The following is a 15,906-nucleotide window of genomic DNA, read 5'->3' as shown; positions in this document are numbered from 1 at the left end:
ACGGTATAGTGGAGGTCATGGTCCGGGCGCCGCCCGGACCCTTCCACGTCCGCCGAGAGGAGGCCCCGCCATGACCACCATCGACCCCCGCTTCGACGACACCCGTCCGTCGAGCCCCCACGCATCGGCACTGCCCGAGGTGCCCCCCGTGCGCGCGGGCCTGCGCGAGTGGTGCGCCCTCGCCGTCCTGATGATCCCCGTGCTGCTCGTCTCGGTCGACAACACCGTGCTCAGCTTCGCGCTGCCGTCGATCAGCACCGAGCTGCGTCCCACGGGCTCCCAGCTGCTGTGGATCGTCGACGTCTACGCGCTCATGCTCGCGGGTCTGCTCATCGCCATGGGCAGCATCGGCGACCGCGTCGGTCGGCGCCGGCTGCTGGTGATCGGCTCGATCGGCTTCGGCGCGGCGTCGCTCGTCGCCGCCTACGCGAGCAGCGCCGAGATGCTGCTCGCGGCTCGTGCGTTGCTCGGCTTCTTCGGCGCCACGCTCATGCCGTCGACGCTCTCGCTGCTGCGCAACGTCTTCCACCACGCCCACGACCGCCGGCTCGCGATCGCCGCGTGGGCGGCCATGTTCTCCGGTGGTGCAGCACTCGGCCCGGTGCTCGGCGGCTACCTCCTCGAGCACTTCTGGTGGGGCTCGGTGTTCCTCATCAACGTGCCGCTCATCGTCGTGCTCGTGCCGCTGGCGCTGTGGCTCGTGCCGGAGTCGAAGGACCCGAGCCCGGGCCCGCTCGACCCGACGTCGATCCTGCTCGCGGTGGTGGCGATGCTGCCGGTGGTCTACGGCATCAAGCACCTCGCGAAGGCCGGCCTCGACGACGTGACGCTCGCGTCGTTCGGTCTCGGGGTCGCCGCCGGTGTGCTGTTCGTCCGCCGTCAGCGGCGCAGCGTGTCGCCGATGCTCGACCTCACGCTGTTCCGGAACCCGGTGTTCAGCGGCGCGCTGGCCGCCAACCTGTTGAGCCTCATGGGCCTCACCGGCTTCCTGTTCTTCGCAGCCCAGCTGCTGCAGCTGGTGCTGGGGCTGTCACCGATGACGTCGGCGATGGTGCTGCTGCCCGGTCTGCTGGTCACGATGGCGTGCGGCTTCGTCGCGGTGCGGCTGGTGCGCCGCTTCCCGGTGCGCGTGCTGGTGAGCCTGAGCTTCGTCGCGTCGTCGCTCGGCTACGCCGTGGCGGCGTTCACGGGGCACCCGACGGTCGTGAGCGTCCCCGTCGCCTTCGCGGTGATGGGCGTGGGCATCGGTCTGGCGGAGACCCTGACGAACGACCTCGTGCTCGCGGCCGTCCCGCCGCACAAGGCAGGGTCGGCGTCGGCCATCTCCGAGACCGCCTACGAGATCGGTGCCGTGCTGGGCACGGCGGTGCTGGGCAGCATCCTCACGGCCACCTACCGGGCCGAGCTGACCGTGCCGGCCATGCTGCAGCACGGCGAGCGCGACCACGCGTTCGAGACGCTCGGCAGCACGCTGAGGATGGCCGACCGGTACCCGAACGAGATGGGTGCCGCGCTCGCGGAGTCGGCGCGCGCCGCCTTCGACCTCGGCGTGCAGCGGACGTCGGGCCTGGCGATCGGCGTGGCCCTCCTGGCCGCCCTCGTCTCCTGGCGCACCCTCAAGCACGCTCCGTCGGTGGAGAACGTCTCGCACTGAGGACGGCTGCGTCCCCGTTCATCGGGGACGCGGCCGCCCGTAGTTCCAGACCAGGAAGAGGACGAGCGTGCCCAGGAGCACGATCGACCCGGCACGGTCCCAGTCCGGCGTCGGGTCGACGCCGACGAGGTGCCGCGCGTACGCGTAGGCGAGCGCGAGCAGGGTCATCTCCGTCCAGCGGACGAGGATGCCGGGGATCGTGGTCCAGCTGCGGCTGGGGTGGTGCATGGCTACCTCCGGTGGTCAGTCGCGGTGATCGCGGTGGGGGCGTCGGTAGATCGCTCCGAGGACGGACGCGAAGGTCGTGAACAGCACGAGCTGGGCGTAGAGGCCCCAGTTCATGGTGGCGTCGACGTCGAGTGCGCGGCGCGCGGCGACGAAGACGAGGGCGAGCACGGCCAGTGTGAGCGCCTGGACGACGAAGCCCAGGACGACGCGCGGCACTGGCGAGGTGGATGGCATCAGGACGTCCCTATCCGAAGAACCCGCTCCGGGCGGCGTAGTACGCGAGCGTCGCGTCGTCCGTGTGCAGCTCGAGGCCGACCGTCCGGACGGCGCTCGCGCCGTCGAGACCGGTGTCGGGGTGCGGTGCGGACTGGGCGGGTGCGGACTGGGCGGGTGCGGATTGGGCGGGTGCGGACTGGGCGGGTGAGGCCAGCAGACTCAGGGCGAGCGCGCCGGCCAGCGCGGTGGCGATGTGTCTCATCGTGGTCCCCCTGGATCGTCGATGCCTCGACCCTCTCGACCTCCGAGGTCGACGACCAGACCTCTTCACGATGTCTGTGGATGGGGTTGACAACGGCAGGTCCGGGCTGTGGGCAACGTCCCGGGGCGCTGGGGGACCGGTCAGGAGACAGCCGCGGCGAGGGCGTCGCGGAGGGCCCGGCGCGCCGGGTTGCCGGTGGTGGCCCGCCGCCACACGAGACCGATGCGACGCTCCGGGACGGGGTCGACGACCGGCACGCACACCACCTCGTCGGGGAGCGGACCGCGACCCAGGCGCGGCACGAGCGCGACCGCCACGCCCGCGGCGGCCAGCGCCACGTGCGACGCGTACTCGTTGTCGGTGAAGCGCAGGTCGGGTCGCAGGCCGTGCCGGGCGAACATGACGAGCAACCAGTCGTGGCAGAGGGTCCCGGCGGGGGTGCACACCCAGCGCTCCCGGACGAGGTCGCGCGGCGTGACGGTCTCGCGGTCGGCGAGGGCGTGCTCGCGGTGGACGACGAGGTCGGCCCGGTCGAGCAGGAGGTGCTCCTGCTCGACACCGGGCGGGACGTCCAGGTGCACGCTCTCCCAGTCGTGGACGATCCCGGCGTCGGCAGCGCCGCGCGCCACCTGCAGCACGACGTCGCGCGGGTCGGCCTCCGTCACGGTCACGCGCAGCTGCGGAGCCGACACCTCCAGCGCCGCGAGCGCGGGGGCCAGCAGACCGCGGTGCGCCGTGGTGAACGTCGCGACGTGGAAGGAGCCCTGGGGCTGGTCGACGTCGTGCCCGAGGTGGCTGAGCGTCTCGAGCTCGTCGAGCACCCCCGCGCCGCGCTCGGCAAGCAGCCGGCCGACGTCGGTGAGCACCACGCCGCGGCCGACACGCTCGAGGAGAGGACGGCCCTGCTGACGCTCGAGCCGCTTCACCTGCTGCGACACGGCCGACGGCGTGTAGCCGAGCGCGTGCGCCGCGGCGACCACGCTGCCGTGCTGGTGCACGGCGAGCAGCGAACGCAGCGCACTCAGGTCGATCATGCACGAAACGTACATCGAATCGTGAAGAAAGCATCGCTGGACCTACATCGTCGACCCGACGAGACTGAGCCCGTGACCCGCCGTGACAGCCTCCTTGCCGTGCTCGTGGCCGTGCTGTGGGGGTGCAACTTCGTCGCCATCCACCTGGGTCTGCGCGACGTGCCGCCGTTCCTGTTCCTCGCGATCCGGTTCGTGCTCGTCGCGTTCCCGCTCGTGCTGCTGGTGCCGCGGCCGAGGGCGTCGTGGCAGGCGGTGGTCGCGGTCGGCGTCTTCATGAGCCTGGGCCAGTTCGGGCTGCTCTACCTGGCGCTGGCGATCGGCATGCCGGCCGGGCTGGCGTCGCTCGTGCTCCAGGCGCAGGTCGTGCTGACGATGGTCATCGCGTCGCTCGCGCTGGGCGAGCGGGCCACGCGTCGCCAGGTCGGCGGGGCGCTCGTCGGCACGATCGGTCTCGCCACCGTGGCCGTCGGCTTCGGTGCCGGCGCGTCGATCGTGCCGCTGCTCGTCACCGTCGGTGCAGCGCTCTCTTGGGCGGTCGGCAACGTCGTGGCCCGTGCCGCGAAGGTCGAGTCGGGGCTCTCGCTCGTCGTCTGGTCGGCGCTGGTCGTGCCCCTGCCCTGCCTGGCCGTCTCGCTCGTCGTCGACGGTCCTGCCGTCATCGGGGAGGCCCTTGCGGGGTTCGGCTGGACCGCTCTGCTCAGCACGCTCTACACCGTCGTGGCCGCCTCGCTGGTCGGCTACACGATCTTCAACGGCCTCGTCGCGCGCCACCCGGCGTCGTCGGTCGTCCCGTACATCCTGCTCGTGCCGCCGGTCGGCATGCTCTCCGCGTGGCTCGTCCTCGACGAGGTGCCCAACCTGCTCGAGGCGGTCGGCGCGGTGGTCATGCTGGTGGGGGTCGCCGTGGCGGTGACGTCGGCGCGACGGCCGGTACGCCTCGTCGCCGCCCCGACGTCCGGCTGAGGGGCGCCGTGCCGATCCGTCGTCAGGCGAGGAGGGCGGCGCGGGCCATGCGGGCGAGCAGGGTGCGCAGGGCGTCCTCGCCGATGCGCGCGCTGTGCGGGGTGGAGTTCAGCAGCCCGAAGACCGCCTGCACGACGGCCCGGGCCTCGGCGCGCTGCAGGTCGTCGCGCAACGAGCGGACGACGTCGACCCAGAGGTCGACGTAGGCCAGCTGCAGGGCCCGCACCTCCGCACGCGCGTCGGCGTCGAGCCGCGACCACTCCCGCTCCTGCACGACGATGTAGGCGGGGTGGCTGACGGCGAAGTCGATGTGCCAGTCCACCAGCGCGTCCAGCCGGTCCGACGCGTCGTCGTGCGCCGCGACCCTGGCGCGTCCGGTGTCGAGCAGCTCGGTGCTGATGTCGACCAGCGCCTGTGCCAGCACCTCCTCCTTGCCGCGGAAGTGCTTGTAGATCGCGGGGCCGGAGATGCCCGACGCCGCGCCGACGTCGCCCACGCTGACGCCGTGGAACCCGCGGTCGGCGAAGAGCTCCACGGCGCTGCGGGCGATCTCGCGTCGTCGGGTGGTCATGGGAGCACGATACCGCAGTAGGTTAATGGGTGTTAACCTCGCCGCATGACGTCCTCCTCGACGATGCGCGACCTGGTCGACCAGCTGCACGAGCGGCTCGCGGTGGTGCGTCGCGGTGGCAGCGAGGCGTCGCGGGAGCGGCACGTGGCCCGCGGGAAGCTGCTGCCCCGTGACCGCGTGGACCGCCTGCTCGACCCCGGCTCGCCGTTCCTGGAGATCGCGCCGCTGGCGGCGTACGGCATGTACGGGCAGGACGACCAGGAGCACGCCGTCCCGTCCGCGTCGATCGTCACCGGCATCGGGCGCGTGGCGGGCCGCGAGGTGATGGTCGTGGCCAACGACGCGACCGTGAAGGGCGGGACCTACTACCCGCTCACGGTCAAGAAGCACCTGCGCGCGCAGACGGTGGCGCTGCAGAACCGCCTGCCCTGCGTGTACCTCGTCGACTCCGGCGGCGCGTTCCTGCCGATGCAGGACGAGGTGTTCCCCGACCGCGAGCACTTCGGCCGCATCTTCTTCCACCAGGCGCAGCTGTCGGCGCGCGGCATCGCGCAGGTCGCGGCGGTGATGGGCTCGTGCACGGCCGGCGGTGCGTACGTGCCGGCGATGAGCGACGAGACGGTCATCGTCCGCGAGCAGGGCACGATCTTCCTCGGCGGGCCGCCGCTCGTGAAGGCCGCCACCGGCGAGGTCGTCACGGCCGAGGACCTCGGCGGCGGCGACGTGCACGCGCGCACGTCGGGTGTGGTCGACCACCTGGCCGACGACGACGCGCACGCGCTCGACATCGTCCGCTCGATCGTCGGCACGTTGGCCCCCGCGCGTACCCATCTCGAGCCGCAGCCCGCCCTGCCGCCGCGCGAGGACCCCGAGACGCTGCTCGACGTCGTGCCCGTCGACGGCCGCACCCCCTACGACGTGCGCGAGGTGGTCCGGCGCGTCGTCGACGACTCCCGTCTGCACGAGTTCAAGCCGCTCTACGGCGACACCCTCGTCTGCGGGTTCGCGCACGTCGAGGGCTACCCCGTCGCGATCGTCGCCAACAACGGCATCCTGTTCAGCGAGTCGGCGCTCAAGGGCGCGCACTTCGTCGAGCTGGCCAACCAGCGCGGCATCCCGCTGCTCTTCCTGCAGAACATCACCGGCTTCATGGTCGGGCGCGAGTACGAGAACGGGGGGATCGCGAAGGACGGCGCCAAGCTCGTCACCGCGGTCGCGTCGAGCGTCGTGCCGAAGCTGACCGTGGTGATCGGCGGCTCGTTCGGCGCCGGCAACTACGGCATGTGCGGCCGTGCCTTCGACCCGCGGTTCCTCTGGACGTGGCCCAACGCGCGCATCTCCGTGATGGGCGGCGAGCAGGCGGCCTCGGTGCTCGCCACCGTCCGCCGGGACGGCATCGAGGGGCGCGGCGAGGCGTGGTCGGCCGATGAGGAGGAGGCGTTCAAGGCGCCGATCCGCGCCCAGTACGAGGAGCAGGGCAATCCGTACTACGCCACCGCCCGACTCTGGGACGACGGCATCATCGACCCGCGGGAGACGCGGCGCGTGCTCGGCCTCGCCCTGCAGGCCTGCGCGAACGCGCCCGTCCCGTCCTTCGCCGACCGACCCGCTGCCGACGCCGGTGCGCCCGGCTTCGGCGTCTTCCGGATGTGAGCCGACCATGACCGAGACCCGCCTGATCCGTACCGTCCTGGTCGCCAACCGCGGCGAGATCGCGCGTCGCGTGGTCCGCGCCTGCCGGTCCGCGGGCCTGCGCAGCGTCGCCGTCCACACCGACCTCGACGCCTCGTCGTTGCACGTGGCGGAGGCCGACGACGCCGTGCGCGTCGGCTCCTACCTCGACGTCGGGGAGGTCGTGGCCGCGGCCGTCGCGTCGGGCGCCGACGCCGTGCACCCCGGGTACGGCTTCCTGTCGGAGAACGCCGGCTTCGCGCGGGCCGTGCAGGACGCCGGCCTCGTGTTCGTCGGGCCGTCGCCCGAGGTGATCGAGCTGATGGGCCGCAAGGACCGTGCCCGCGACGTGGCCGAGCGTGCCGGCGTGCCCGTGACCCCGCGGTACGAGGTCGACGACGTGCCGCCCGACGCGTACCCCGTGCTCGTGAAGGCGGCCGCCGGTGGCGGCGGCAAGGGCATGCACGTCGTCCGCCGCGCCGAGGACCTCGCCGGCGCGGTCGCTACCGCCCGACGCGAGGCGGCGTCGTCGTTCGGCGACGACACGCTCCTGGTCGAGGCGTACGTCGAGGGCGGTCGGCACGTGGAGGTGCAGGTCTTCGGCGACACCCACGGCACCGTCGTGCACCTCTTCGAGCGCGACTGCTCCGCCCAGCGCCGCCACCAGAAGGTCGTCGAGGAAGCGCCCGCGCCAGACCTCGACCCCGCGCTGCGCGACCTGCTGCACCGCTCGTCGGTGGCGCTGTGCGAGGAGGTCGGGTACGTCGGCGCCGGGACGGTCGAGTTCCTCGTGGCCGGTGCCGTCGGCGACGGTGGGCAGGGGCAGACCGCCTACTTCCTGGAGATGAACACGCGTCTGCAGGTCGAGCACCCCGTCACGGAGCAGGTCACCGGCCTCGACCTCGTCCAGTGGCAGCTCGACGTCGCCGCCGGCCGGCCGCTGCCGCTCGCCCAGGACGACATCACCTGCACCGGGCACGCCGTCGAGGTGCGCGTGTACGCCGAGGACCCCTACACGGGGTTCCTGCCGCAGGCCGGCCACGTGCTCGACGCACGGTGGGGCGGGCAGCAGGGGCACGAGGTCCACGCCGCGATCGAGGGCGAGGCGCACGTGTCGTCGGCGTACGACCCGATGCTCGCCAAGCTCGTCGCCCACGGCCCCGACCGCGACGCGGCGGTCGACGCGCTCCTGGACGTCGTCGACGGGTCCGCCGTCGAGGGCATCGCCACCAACCTCGGGTGGGTGCGGCGGCTCGTCGACTCCGGGCCCTTCCGCTCCGGTGAGGTGCACACGGGATGGCTCGACGCCTACGACGGACCGCTCCTCGAGCGGCCCGACGTCGCACCCGAGGCACTGCGTGCGGCCGCGCTGCTGCTCGGCGAGCCCGAGGACACCTCGCCGTTCGGCCGGGGGGACGGCTGGCGCTCGGCCGGACCCGCGACGCCGCTCGTCGTGCACGTCGCCGAGCCCGACGGCACGACCCACGCCGTCACGGTGGACCCCCAGGAGGAGCACGCCGACGCCACCGCGCGCGGGCGTCGCGTCTGGGCCACCTGGCAGGGCCAGACCCGGGTCCTCGAGCAGGCCGACGCCATGCGACGCACCTCCTCGGCGGCGGTCGGTGACGCCGACGTCGTGGCACCCATGCCCGGGTCGGTCGTCGCGCTCGACGTCGAGGTCGGGGACGTCGTGATCGAGGGCCAGCGGCTCGGTGCCGTCGAGGCGATGAAGATGGAGCTCGCGCTCGTCGCCCCCCACGCTGGCACCGTCACCCACGTCGGCGCCGCGGTCGGCGACCAGGTCGCCATGGGCCACGTCGTGGTGCACGTGGAGGAGGACGCGTGACGGCCCCGGGGACGTCGACCGCCGCGGGCCCCGGAGCCCTGCCCGTGCGTGTGGCCGAGCCCGGGCTGCCGGCCCGCGTGACCATCTACGAGGTCGGCCCCCGCGACGGCCTGCAGAACGAGACGTCGGTCGTCCCGCTCGAGGTGAAGGCCGCGTTCGTCCGCCGGCTGGTCTCCGCAGGCCTGCCCGTCGTCGAGGCCACGAGCTTCGTGCACCCGCGGTGGGTGCCGCAGCTGGCCGACGCCGCCGACCTCGTCGAGGAGCTGCGCGAGGGTCCCACGTTCCCGCACCCCGTCCTCGTGCCCAACGAGCGCGGCCTCGACCGTGCGCTCGAGGCCGGCTGCGCCCACGTGGCCGTCTTCGCCAGCGCCACCGAGACCTTCGCCGAGAAGAACCTCAACAGCACCGTCGCCGACCAGATGACGATGTTCGCGCCCGTCGTGCGACGCGCGCTCGACGCCGGCGCCGACGTCCGCGCCTACGTGTCGATGTGCTTCGGCGACCCGTGGGAGGGTCCCGTCGACCCCGGCGCCGTGGTGCGGGTCGGGTGCGCGCTGCTCGAGCTCGGCGCGACCCAGCTGTCGCTCGGCGACACCATCGGCGTCGGGACCGCCGGCCAGGTCGGCGACCTCGTGCGCCGCTTCGGTGCGGCCGGCGTCGGTCCGGAGCGGTTGGCGCTGCACTTCCACGACACCTACGGACAGGCCCTCGCCAACGTCCACGCGGGGCTGCAGGCGGGGGTCACGACGTTCGACGCGTCGGCGGGCGGGCTCGGCGGCTGCCCGTACGCGAGGAGCGCGACCGGCAACCTGGCCACGGAGGACCTCGTGTGGTTCCTCACCGGGCTCGGGATCGAGCACGGGGTCGACCTCGACGCGCTCGTCGCCACCAGCACGTGGATGGCCGAGCAGCTCGGCAAGGCGCCCGCGAGCGCCGTGGTGCGGGCGCTGGGCACCTGAGCGACGCGCTGCATCGTCCGCCCGGTGCGAGGATGAGGCCATGACGTCGGCAGTGGTGGTGGGCAGCGGTCCGAACGGTCTGGCGGCGGCGGTACGACTCGCGCAGGAGGGTCTCGACGTCACCGTGCTGGAGCGCTCGGACCGGGTCGGAGGCGGCACGCGCACGTCGGAGCTGACGGTGCCCGGCCTCCTGCACGACGAGTGCTCCGCCTTCCACCCGATGGGCGTCGCCTCGCCGTTCCTCGGCTCGCTCGACCTCGAGCGGCACGGGCTGCGCTGGCTCTGGCCCGAGATCGACCTCGCCCACCCGCTCGACGACGGCCGTGCCGGGGTCGTCAGCCGCGACATGGACCGCACGGCCGCGTCGCTCGGCGTCGACGCGCGCAGGTGGCGTCGGCTGTTCGAGCCGCTCAGCGACGGGTTCGACGACCTGCTCGCCGACGTCCTGCGCCCCGTCGTCCACGTGCCGTCCCACCCTCTGGCGCTCGGTCGGTTCGGGCTCAACGCGGCCCTCCCCGCCACGTTGCTCGCCCGCCGTTTCGACGACGAGCCGGCGCGGGCGCTGTTCATGGGGGTCGCCGCGCACGTGTTCGGCCGCCTCGACACCCCGCTGAGCGCCTCCGTCGGTCTCATGCTGACCGCCGCGGGCCACCGGTACGGCTGGCCGGTCGCCGAGGGCGGGTCGCAGGCCATCGCGGACGCCCTCGTGTCGCTGCTGGAGGAGCTCGGCGGCACCGTGCGCACCGGCGTGCAGGTGACGAGCCTCGACCAGCTGGCCGACCGCACCGGTGCGCGTCCCGACGTCGTCATGCTCGACACCTCGCCGCGCGGTGCCCTCGGCATCGTGGGCGACGCGATGCCGTCGATCGTCGCGCGTGCGCTGCGTGCGTACCGGTACGGGCCGGCGGCGTTCAAGATCGACCTCGCGGTCGAGGGCGGCATCCCGTGGACGAACGACGACGTGCGTCGTGCCGGCACCGTCCACGTCGCGGGCGACGCGTCGGAGGTCGTCGAGGCCGAGGGTCGCACGGCGCGCGGCACGATGCCCGAGCGTCCGTTCGTGCTGCTGGGCCAGCAGTACGTCGCGGACCCGAGCCGTTCGCAGGGCGACGTGCACCCGGTCTGGGCCTACGCTCACGTCCCGCACGCGTGGCCCGGGGACGCGACCGAGCAGATCATCGGCCAGGTCGAGCGCTTCGCGCCCGGCTTCCAGGACCGGATCGTGCAGGTGGTCTCGAAGGGCACGGCGCAGCTGGAGGCGTACAACCCGAACTACGTCGGCGGCGACATCGGCACCGGCGCGAACACGTGGCGTCAGATCCCGCTGCGCCCCCGTCCGACGCTCGATCCCTACTCGCTCGGCGTCGAGGGCGTGTACCTCTGCTCCGCCGCCACCCCGCCCGGCGGCGGCGTGCACGGCATGGGCGGCTTCAACGCCGCCGAGACCGCCCTCCGCCGCCTCTGACCCCACCCCCCCCGCCTGCACCCTTCCGCTGAGTGTGACGTTTGCGGGCCGAGAACGAGGTTTCCGGCCCGCGAACGTCACGCTCAGGGGAGGTGGGGGAGCGGGAGGGGAAGGACTCAGCGGCGGGTGGCGACGAGGATGCTGTCGCGCACGACGTGGGCGCCCATGCCGGTGTGGGTGCGCTCGACGACCTCGGCGCGTGCGTCCCACGTCTCGTCGAGCGCCGGCAGCAGCGCCTCGGGCTCGAAGAGGTCGTCGCGTGCCCTGACGCCCGCCGGGACGTCGCCCGGGTGGTGCCCGACGACGAGCAGCGTGCCGCCGGGTGCCACGGCCGACGCGAGCCGGCGCACGACGTCGAGCATCGGCTCCGGCGGCAGGTGCAGGTAGTGCGCCGTGACGAGGTCCCACCGCTCGTCGCCCGGCTCCCAGGTGCGGACGTCGCCGACGCGGAACGACGTCTGCTCGCCCACCCCGGCGTCGTGCGCGTGCTGCCGCGCGCGCTCCAGTCCGGCGGGCGAGAAGTCCATGCCGGTGACCTCCCAGCCGTGCTGCGCGAGCCAGATGACGTCGCCGCCCTCGCCGCAGCCGACGTCGATCGCGCGACCCGGCTCCAGCCCCTCCGCCTTCGCCGGCACCTGCGGGTTGACCCGACCGCTCCAGACGGCCGACGGGGAGCCGTAGCGCTCCTCCCAGGCCTCCGGCTCGCGCATCGCCTCGCGCGCCCGCTCGACCGCGGCCTGCGTGTCCTCCTCCACCAGGCCCGCGTTGAGGAGCGCCCCGGCCTGCACCCCCGAGGCGGCCGCCGCCGCCACCGTGGCCATGGGCGCCGACGCGTTGCCGACCGCCAGCACGCCGGGCACCGGCGTCACGCCGTTCGCGTCGGCCACGAGCCCGACGGCGAGGGTGGTGCCGTGCATCTCCATCGGCCGGGTCGGCACGCCGAGCAGGTCGGCGACCTCGGTGCGGGCGCGGGGGAACGACTGCACGGCGAGGGCGTCGAGCTCGACGGTGGTGCCGTCGGCCAGGCGCACGCCCACGAGCCGGTCGTCGTCGACCAGCACCTCGGCGACGCGTCCGTCCACGATCGCCTGACCGCGTGCGCGCAGCGGCTCGCGCTCGCCGTGCCCGAGCTCAATGTCGTGCGCGAGCACCGTGGGATGTTCGGTCAGCTGCCCGAACAGGCCGGCCTGGTGCAGGCCCATGGGGCTGGTCAGCAGCACGCCTACCCGCTGGTCGCGCACCTCCCACCCGTGGCAGTAGGGACAGTGCAGGACGTCCTTGCCCCAGCGTGCGGCGAGACCCGGCACGTCGGGCAGCTCGTCGACGACGCCGGTCGCGAGCACGACACGACGCGCGGTGAAGCGGCTGCCGTCGTCGAGCGCCACGGCGAAGGTCGGCACGTCGCCGGGCAGCGCCTCCGCGGCGACGACCCGACCGGCGACGACCGTCGCGCCGTACGACTCGACCTCCTCGCGACCGAGCCGCGCGAGCTCGAGCGGCGGCGTGCCCTCGCGCCCGAGGTAGTTGTGCATGTGGTCCGCGGGCGCGTTGCGCTGCTCGCCGGCGTCGACCACCACGACGGACCGGCGGGAGCGGGCGAGCACCAGCGCGGTGCTCAGCCCGGCGGCGCCTCCTCCTACCACGACGACGTCGACGGGGGTGCCGGAGGAACGGGGAACCTCGATGTTCGTGCTCATGGGTCGAGCATGCGCTCCGTGGCGTTCAGACGACAAAGAACTTTGCTGTTCTGGCAACCTCGGGGCGCTGCAGCGTCTGGCACGATGGGTTCACGACTTCGGTGCTGCGTGAGCGGCCACACCCTGGGGGGAAGACATGACCGACCAGCCAGATGGACGCCGGCAGATTCCGCCGGTGCTGTACCTGCCTTGCCGTCCGACCATCCCGGGCGAGTCCCCGCAGGTCGAGCTCCGCACCCTCGAGGACGGTCGGCTCGCCCTCCTCGCATACACCGCGCTCGACCGCTTGGCGCGCTGCTGCGGGGACCACCAGCCCTGGACGCTGATGGAGACCGGCCACCTCTCCACCCTGCGTGAGCAAGCGCGTTACGACGTCGTGCTGCTCGATCAGGAGCTGCCCGCCGAGGTCCGGCACACCGGAGGTTCCTTGTGAGCGACCTGCGGATCGAGCCCGGTGCCGGCGAGGCGATCCGCGACCTCCACCTCGAGGGAGCCGAGCTGATCGAGGGTACGGGGGAGTCGGCGCCCGGCACCGTCGACGCCGGTCCCGGGTCCTCGGCGATCTCGGCGATCCTGTCGAACGTCATGTCCGAGGCGAGCGACCTCGCGGCCGTCCACCGGGCCGTCGCGACCGTGATGGGCCAGGTCGTCGACCAGTACGACGCCACCGACGAATCCATCCGCGACGCCTTCGACCAGGTCACGCGCGGGCTCCCTGCCGACGAGGGCGGACGATGATCGAGACGAAGCTGGAGGGGGACCCGGCGGCGGTCCGTGCCGCCGCCACGTGGGTCTCGGACACCCTGCGCGCGAAGGTCGGCGAGGCGGGCGAGCGGGGCACCTCGGCCCGGCAGCGCGCCGGTCGCGACTGGGAAGGAGCCGCCGCCGAGGCCTACCGTGACGTCGCGAGCCAGGTGATCGACGCCGGTGACGAGCAGGAGGAGCACCTCGGTCGCGTGGCGGAGAAGTTCCGCACCTACGCCGTCAAGCTGACGCACGCCCAAGAGCACATGGCCGATCGCCGTGCCGAGGCCACGGAGGGCGGGCTCACCGTGGCCGGCACCGTCATCCAGACCCCGCCGGAGCCGCAACGTCCCGCCGACCTGCCCGCCGGGTCGACGGAGGCGGAGCGCACCGCGTGGGACGCGGAGAACGACCGGTTCGAGCAGGCGAACGACAAGGTCGAGCTCTACAACCGGCTGCTGGGGGAGGTCGAGCAGGAGCGCACCACCCTCGATGAGTGGATCGACGCGAACCTCACCCACATCGCGACGGCCGACGACCCGACTCTGCTGTCCTACCTCGTCAAGCAGCTGCAGAAGCTGCCCGCCACGGCCATGCTCTTCACGATCGACCTGCGCAAGGGTCGGCTCGAGGAGCTGGCGAACCATCACGGCAGCGAGGCGGCACGCCTGCGTCGCGAGGCGGCCGAGGCGCGCCGTGCGCAGCGCTCCGGCAACCCCGCCCGACGCGCGGCGGGCGACGCCGTGGACGTCCGCGGCAACCGTCAGGCCGCGCGGGGCCTGGACGCGCTCGCCGAGGGGTCGGAGCGGATCGCCCGGCGACTCCCCATCGTCGGGGGGCTGCTCACCGTCGGCCTCGCGGGCAACGACATCGCCAACGGCGACTCGCCCGGTCAGGTCATCTCCAGCGAGGTGCTCGCGACGGGGGCCGGCATCGCCGCCGGGGCCATCGCGGTCACGGCAGGTGCTCCCGTCCTGGCCGTCGCCGCGGTCGGCACCGTCGCGGCCGTCGGCGTCGGCATGCTGGCGGAGTACGCCTGGGACCACTGGGTCCCCGAGGACGTCACCGAGGCGATCGACGAGGGTCTGCGCGACTTCGGCGAGGGCGTGAAGGACACGGCGAGCGACGTGTGGGACGCGGTGACCCCGTGGTGAGCGGCGCGGAGGCGCGGCCGTCGTCGCCGAGACCGCCGGTGGGCCAGGTGCTCGGCATGGGTGCGGCCGCTGTGCTGCTCGGGCCGGCCCTCCTCGCGGCGTCGGTGCTGCTGCTCACCCGTGGCGACCTGCTCCTCGCCCTGGCCGGTGCCGCCATGGCGGCGACCGCCGTCCTCGCGGTCGGATACCTGCTGCGCTTCCTCGCCACGCCGCGAGGCGCCCACGCGTCGACGCTCGTCGACGCCGCCACCGTGCTCCCGGAGTCGCGCCTGGCGCGGTTCCTCGCGTGGGGCACCACCGGGGCCGCCGTGCTCTTCAGCGCCCTCCTGGTCCTCTCGGCGGTCGCGGGGTCGGGCTCGACGGGGCCGTCGGTCGGGCTCGTCGGTGCGGCGGTCGTGCTGGTCCTCGCCGTGCCGACCGTGGTCGCCGTGCTTGCAGGTCGCCGCCCTCGGGGCGCCCTGGTGCTCACCCCCGACACCGTCCGGTTGCGCACCTGGAGCTCCGAGCGCGAGATCGCGTGGGACGACGTCGTCGAGGTGGTTGCGCTGCGGCAGCCGCGTCGTACGCTCGTCGTCTACGCACGCACGGCGGACCAGGTGCGGGTGCTGCGCGCCCCGACCGGGTTCGGCGAGCAGCAGGCACGACCGATCCCGGAGGCCGAGAGGGCGCTGGCGATCTCGTTCCCGCACCTGAGCGGCGACCCGGCCGTCCTCATCGCCGCGCTCGACCACTGGCGTCGGGTGCGCAAGGACCGCGCCGAGCTCGGCACCGAGGCGTCGCTGCGTCGACTGGAGCCCGGCGCATGACCGCCCCCTCCGACCTCGGCGAGGTGCTGGCGGGCGTCGGGCCCCGGCTGCGGCAGCTGCGCCTGGAGCGCGACGCGACCCTCGCCGACGTCGCGGAGCAGACCGGCATCTCGGTGAGCACGCTGTCGCGGCTGGAGTCGGGTCAGCGCAAGCCGACCCTCGAGCTGCTGCTGCCGCTCGCTGCCGCGCACGGTGTCGCACTCGACGAGCTCGTCGACGCGCCCGAGACCGGCGACCCCCGCGTGCGGGCCCGTCCGGTGGTGCGGCACGGTCGCACGTTCGTGCCGCTGACGCGACGTCCGGGCGGGCTGCAGTCGTACAAGATCGTCATGCCGGTGGAGGCGGACGCCGAGCCGAGCCTGCGCACCCACGACGGCTACGAGTGGATGTACGTCCTCTCGGGGCAGGTGCGCCTGGTCCTGGGCTCGCGCGACCTGACGATCGGGCCCGGCGAGGTGGTCGAGTTCGACACCCGCACCCCGCACTGGGTGAGCAACCCCGGCCCCCACCCCACCGAGGTGCTCGCCATCTTCGGCCCCCAGGGCGAGCGGATGCACGTCCGCACCTGACCCCGCCTCGTGTGAACGTTTGCGTGGGGCCCCACCCGAACGCGCAGATGCAGCGCATCTTTGCGTG

The 15,906-nt window shown here is 73.5% G+C and carries 17 protein-coding genes; 11 read left to right on the top strand and 6 right to left on the bottom strand.

Translation table 11 applies throughout. The features are described 5' to 3' along the window. Nucleotides 1–70 precede the first annotated feature (70 nt). Nucleotides 71–1,654 (top strand): MFS transporter, encoded by a 1,584-nt coding sequence (locus tag NH339_RS00480; protein ID WP_253021420.1) that lies wholly within the window; start codon nucleotides 71–73, stop codon nucleotides 1,652–1,654. A gap of 18 nt (nucleotides 1,655–1,672) precedes the next feature. On the opposite strand, the gene NH339_RS00475 is transcribed toward NH339_RS00480, so the two are convergent. From NH339_RS00475 to NH339_RS00460, 4 genes are all read right to left on the bottom strand, one after another. Then, a complete protein-coding gene (locus tag NH339_RS00475) occupies nucleotides 1,673–1,882 on the bottom strand; it encodes a hypothetical protein (protein ID WP_253021419.1) in 210 nt (69 codons plus the stop codon). Nucleotides 1,883–1,897: 15 nt separating this feature from the next. Beyond that, nucleotides 1,898–2,116, bottom strand: a complete 219-nt coding sequence (locus NH339_RS00470) for a hypothetical protein (RefSeq protein WP_253021418.1) — start codon at nucleotides 2,114–2,116, stop codon at nucleotides 1,898–1,900. A gap of 10 nt (nucleotides 2,117–2,126) precedes the next feature. Next, nucleotides 2,127–2,360: a hypothetical protein gene (locus NH339_RS00465; protein WP_253021417.1), complete on the bottom strand. Its 234-nt coding sequence runs from the start codon at nucleotides 2,358–2,360 to the stop codon at nucleotides 2,127–2,129. Nucleotides 2,361–2,500: 140 nt separating this feature from the next. Further along, nucleotides 2,501–3,394 (bottom strand): LysR family transcriptional regulator, encoded by an 894-nt coding sequence (locus NH339_RS00460; protein ID WP_253021416.1) that lies wholly within the window; start codon nucleotides 3,392–3,394, stop codon nucleotides 2,501–2,503. 72 nt (nucleotides 3,395–3,466) lie between these two features. On the opposite strand from NH339_RS00460, the gene NH339_RS00455 reads away from it, so the two are divergent. Next, nucleotides 3,467–4,357: an EamA family transporter gene (locus NH339_RS00455; protein ID WP_253021415.1), complete on the top strand. Its 891-nt coding sequence runs from the start codon at nucleotides 3,467–3,469 to the stop codon at nucleotides 4,355–4,357. 22 nt (nucleotides 4,358–4,379) lie between these two features. Here the strand turns inward: NH339_RS00455 and NH339_RS00450 are convergent, their stop codons facing one another. Then, nucleotides 4,380–4,928 (bottom strand): TetR/AcrR family transcriptional regulator, encoded by a 549-nt coding sequence (locus tag NH339_RS00450; protein ID WP_253021414.1) that lies wholly within the window; start codon nucleotides 4,926–4,928, stop codon nucleotides 4,380–4,382. 45 nt (nucleotides 4,929–4,973) lie between these two features. Between NH339_RS00450 and NH339_RS00445 the strand changes: the two genes are divergently transcribed. From NH339_RS00445 to NH339_RS00430, 4 genes are read left to right on the top strand one after another with little or no spacing between them, the layout of a single operon-like run. Beyond that, nucleotides 4,974–6,581, top strand: a complete 1,608-nt coding sequence (locus NH339_RS00445; protein WP_253021413.1) for a carboxyl transferase domain-containing protein — start codon at nucleotides 4,974–4,976, stop codon at nucleotides 6,579–6,581. Nucleotides 6,582–6,588: 7 nt separating this feature from the next. Beyond that, complete coding sequence (locus NH339_RS00440) at nucleotides 6,589–8,445, top strand: biotin carboxylase N-terminal domain-containing protein (RefSeq protein WP_253021412.1); 1,857 nt, start codon at nucleotides 6,589–6,591, stop codon at nucleotides 8,443–8,445. After that, the gene (locus NH339_RS00435; protein WP_253021411.1) at nucleotides 8,442–9,404 is read left to right on the top strand and encodes a hydroxymethylglutaryl-CoA lyase; all 963 of its coding nucleotides are present in this window, start codon (nucleotides 8,442–8,444) and stop codon (nucleotides 9,402–9,404) included. The genes NH339_RS00440 and NH339_RS00435 overlap by 4 nt, the downstream gene beginning before the upstream one ends. A gap of 40 nt (nucleotides 9,405–9,444) precedes the next feature. Beyond that, nucleotides 9,445–10,869, top strand: coding sequence for an NAD(P)/FAD-dependent oxidoreductase (locus NH339_RS00430; protein ID WP_253021410.1), 1,425 nt, complete (start codon nucleotides 9,445–9,447; stop codon nucleotides 10,867–10,869). A 116-nt stretch (nucleotides 10,870–10,985) separates the two neighbouring features. Here the strand turns inward: NH339_RS00430 and NH339_RS18655 are convergent, their stop codons facing one another. Then, nucleotides 10,986–12,566 carry a bifunctional NAD(P)/FAD-dependent oxidoreductase/class I SAM-dependent methyltransferase gene (locus NH339_RS18655; RefSeq protein ID WP_305883259.1) on the bottom strand — a complete coding sequence of 527 codons (1,581 nt, stop codon included), beginning with the start codon at nucleotides 12,564–12,566 and terminating at the stop codon, nucleotides 10,986–10,988. 136 nt (nucleotides 12,567–12,702) lie between these two features. Between NH339_RS18655 and NH339_RS00415 the strand changes: the two genes are divergently transcribed. From NH339_RS00415 to NH339_RS00395, 5 genes are read left to right on the top strand one after another with little or no spacing between them, the layout of a single operon-like run. Then, a complete protein-coding gene (locus NH339_RS00415) occupies nucleotides 12,703–12,999 on the top strand; it encodes an SAV_915 family protein (protein ID WP_067860796.1) in 297 nt (98 codons plus the stop codon). After that, complete coding sequence (locus NH339_RS00410; RefSeq protein WP_067860794.1) at nucleotides 12,996–13,304, top strand: hypothetical protein; 309 nt, start codon at nucleotides 12,996–12,998, stop codon at nucleotides 13,302–13,304. The genes NH339_RS00415 and NH339_RS00410 overlap by 4 nt, the downstream gene beginning before the upstream one ends. Further along, nucleotides 13,301–14,464, top strand: a complete 1,164-nt coding sequence (locus tag NH339_RS00405; RefSeq protein ID WP_253021409.1) for a WXG100 family type VII secretion target — start codon at nucleotides 13,301–13,303, stop codon at nucleotides 14,462–14,464. The genes NH339_RS00410 and NH339_RS00405 overlap by 4 nt, the downstream gene beginning before the upstream one ends. 56 nt (nucleotides 14,465–14,520) lie before the next feature. Further along, nucleotides 14,521–15,270 (top strand): hypothetical protein, encoded by a 750-nt coding sequence (locus tag NH339_RS00400; protein WP_253021408.1) that lies wholly within the window; start codon nucleotides 14,521–14,523, stop codon nucleotides 15,268–15,270. After that, nucleotides 15,267–15,839 (top strand): helix-turn-helix domain-containing protein, encoded by a 573-nt coding sequence (locus NH339_RS00395; protein ID WP_253021407.1) that lies wholly within the window; start codon nucleotides 15,267–15,269, stop codon nucleotides 15,837–15,839. Before NH339_RS00400 ends, NH339_RS00395 begins: the two co-directional genes overlap by 4 nt. The last annotated feature ends 67 nt before the right edge of the window (nucleotides 15,840–15,906 follow it).

This window comes from Aeromicrobium sp. CnD17-E (assembly GCF_024124745.1).
Lineage (GTDB): Bacteria > Actinomycetota > Actinomycetes > Propionibacteriales > Nocardioidaceae > Aeromicrobium.
The sequence above is the reverse complement of the archived record's forward strand: the minus strand, read 5'-3'. Positions and strand labels throughout refer to the sequence as shown.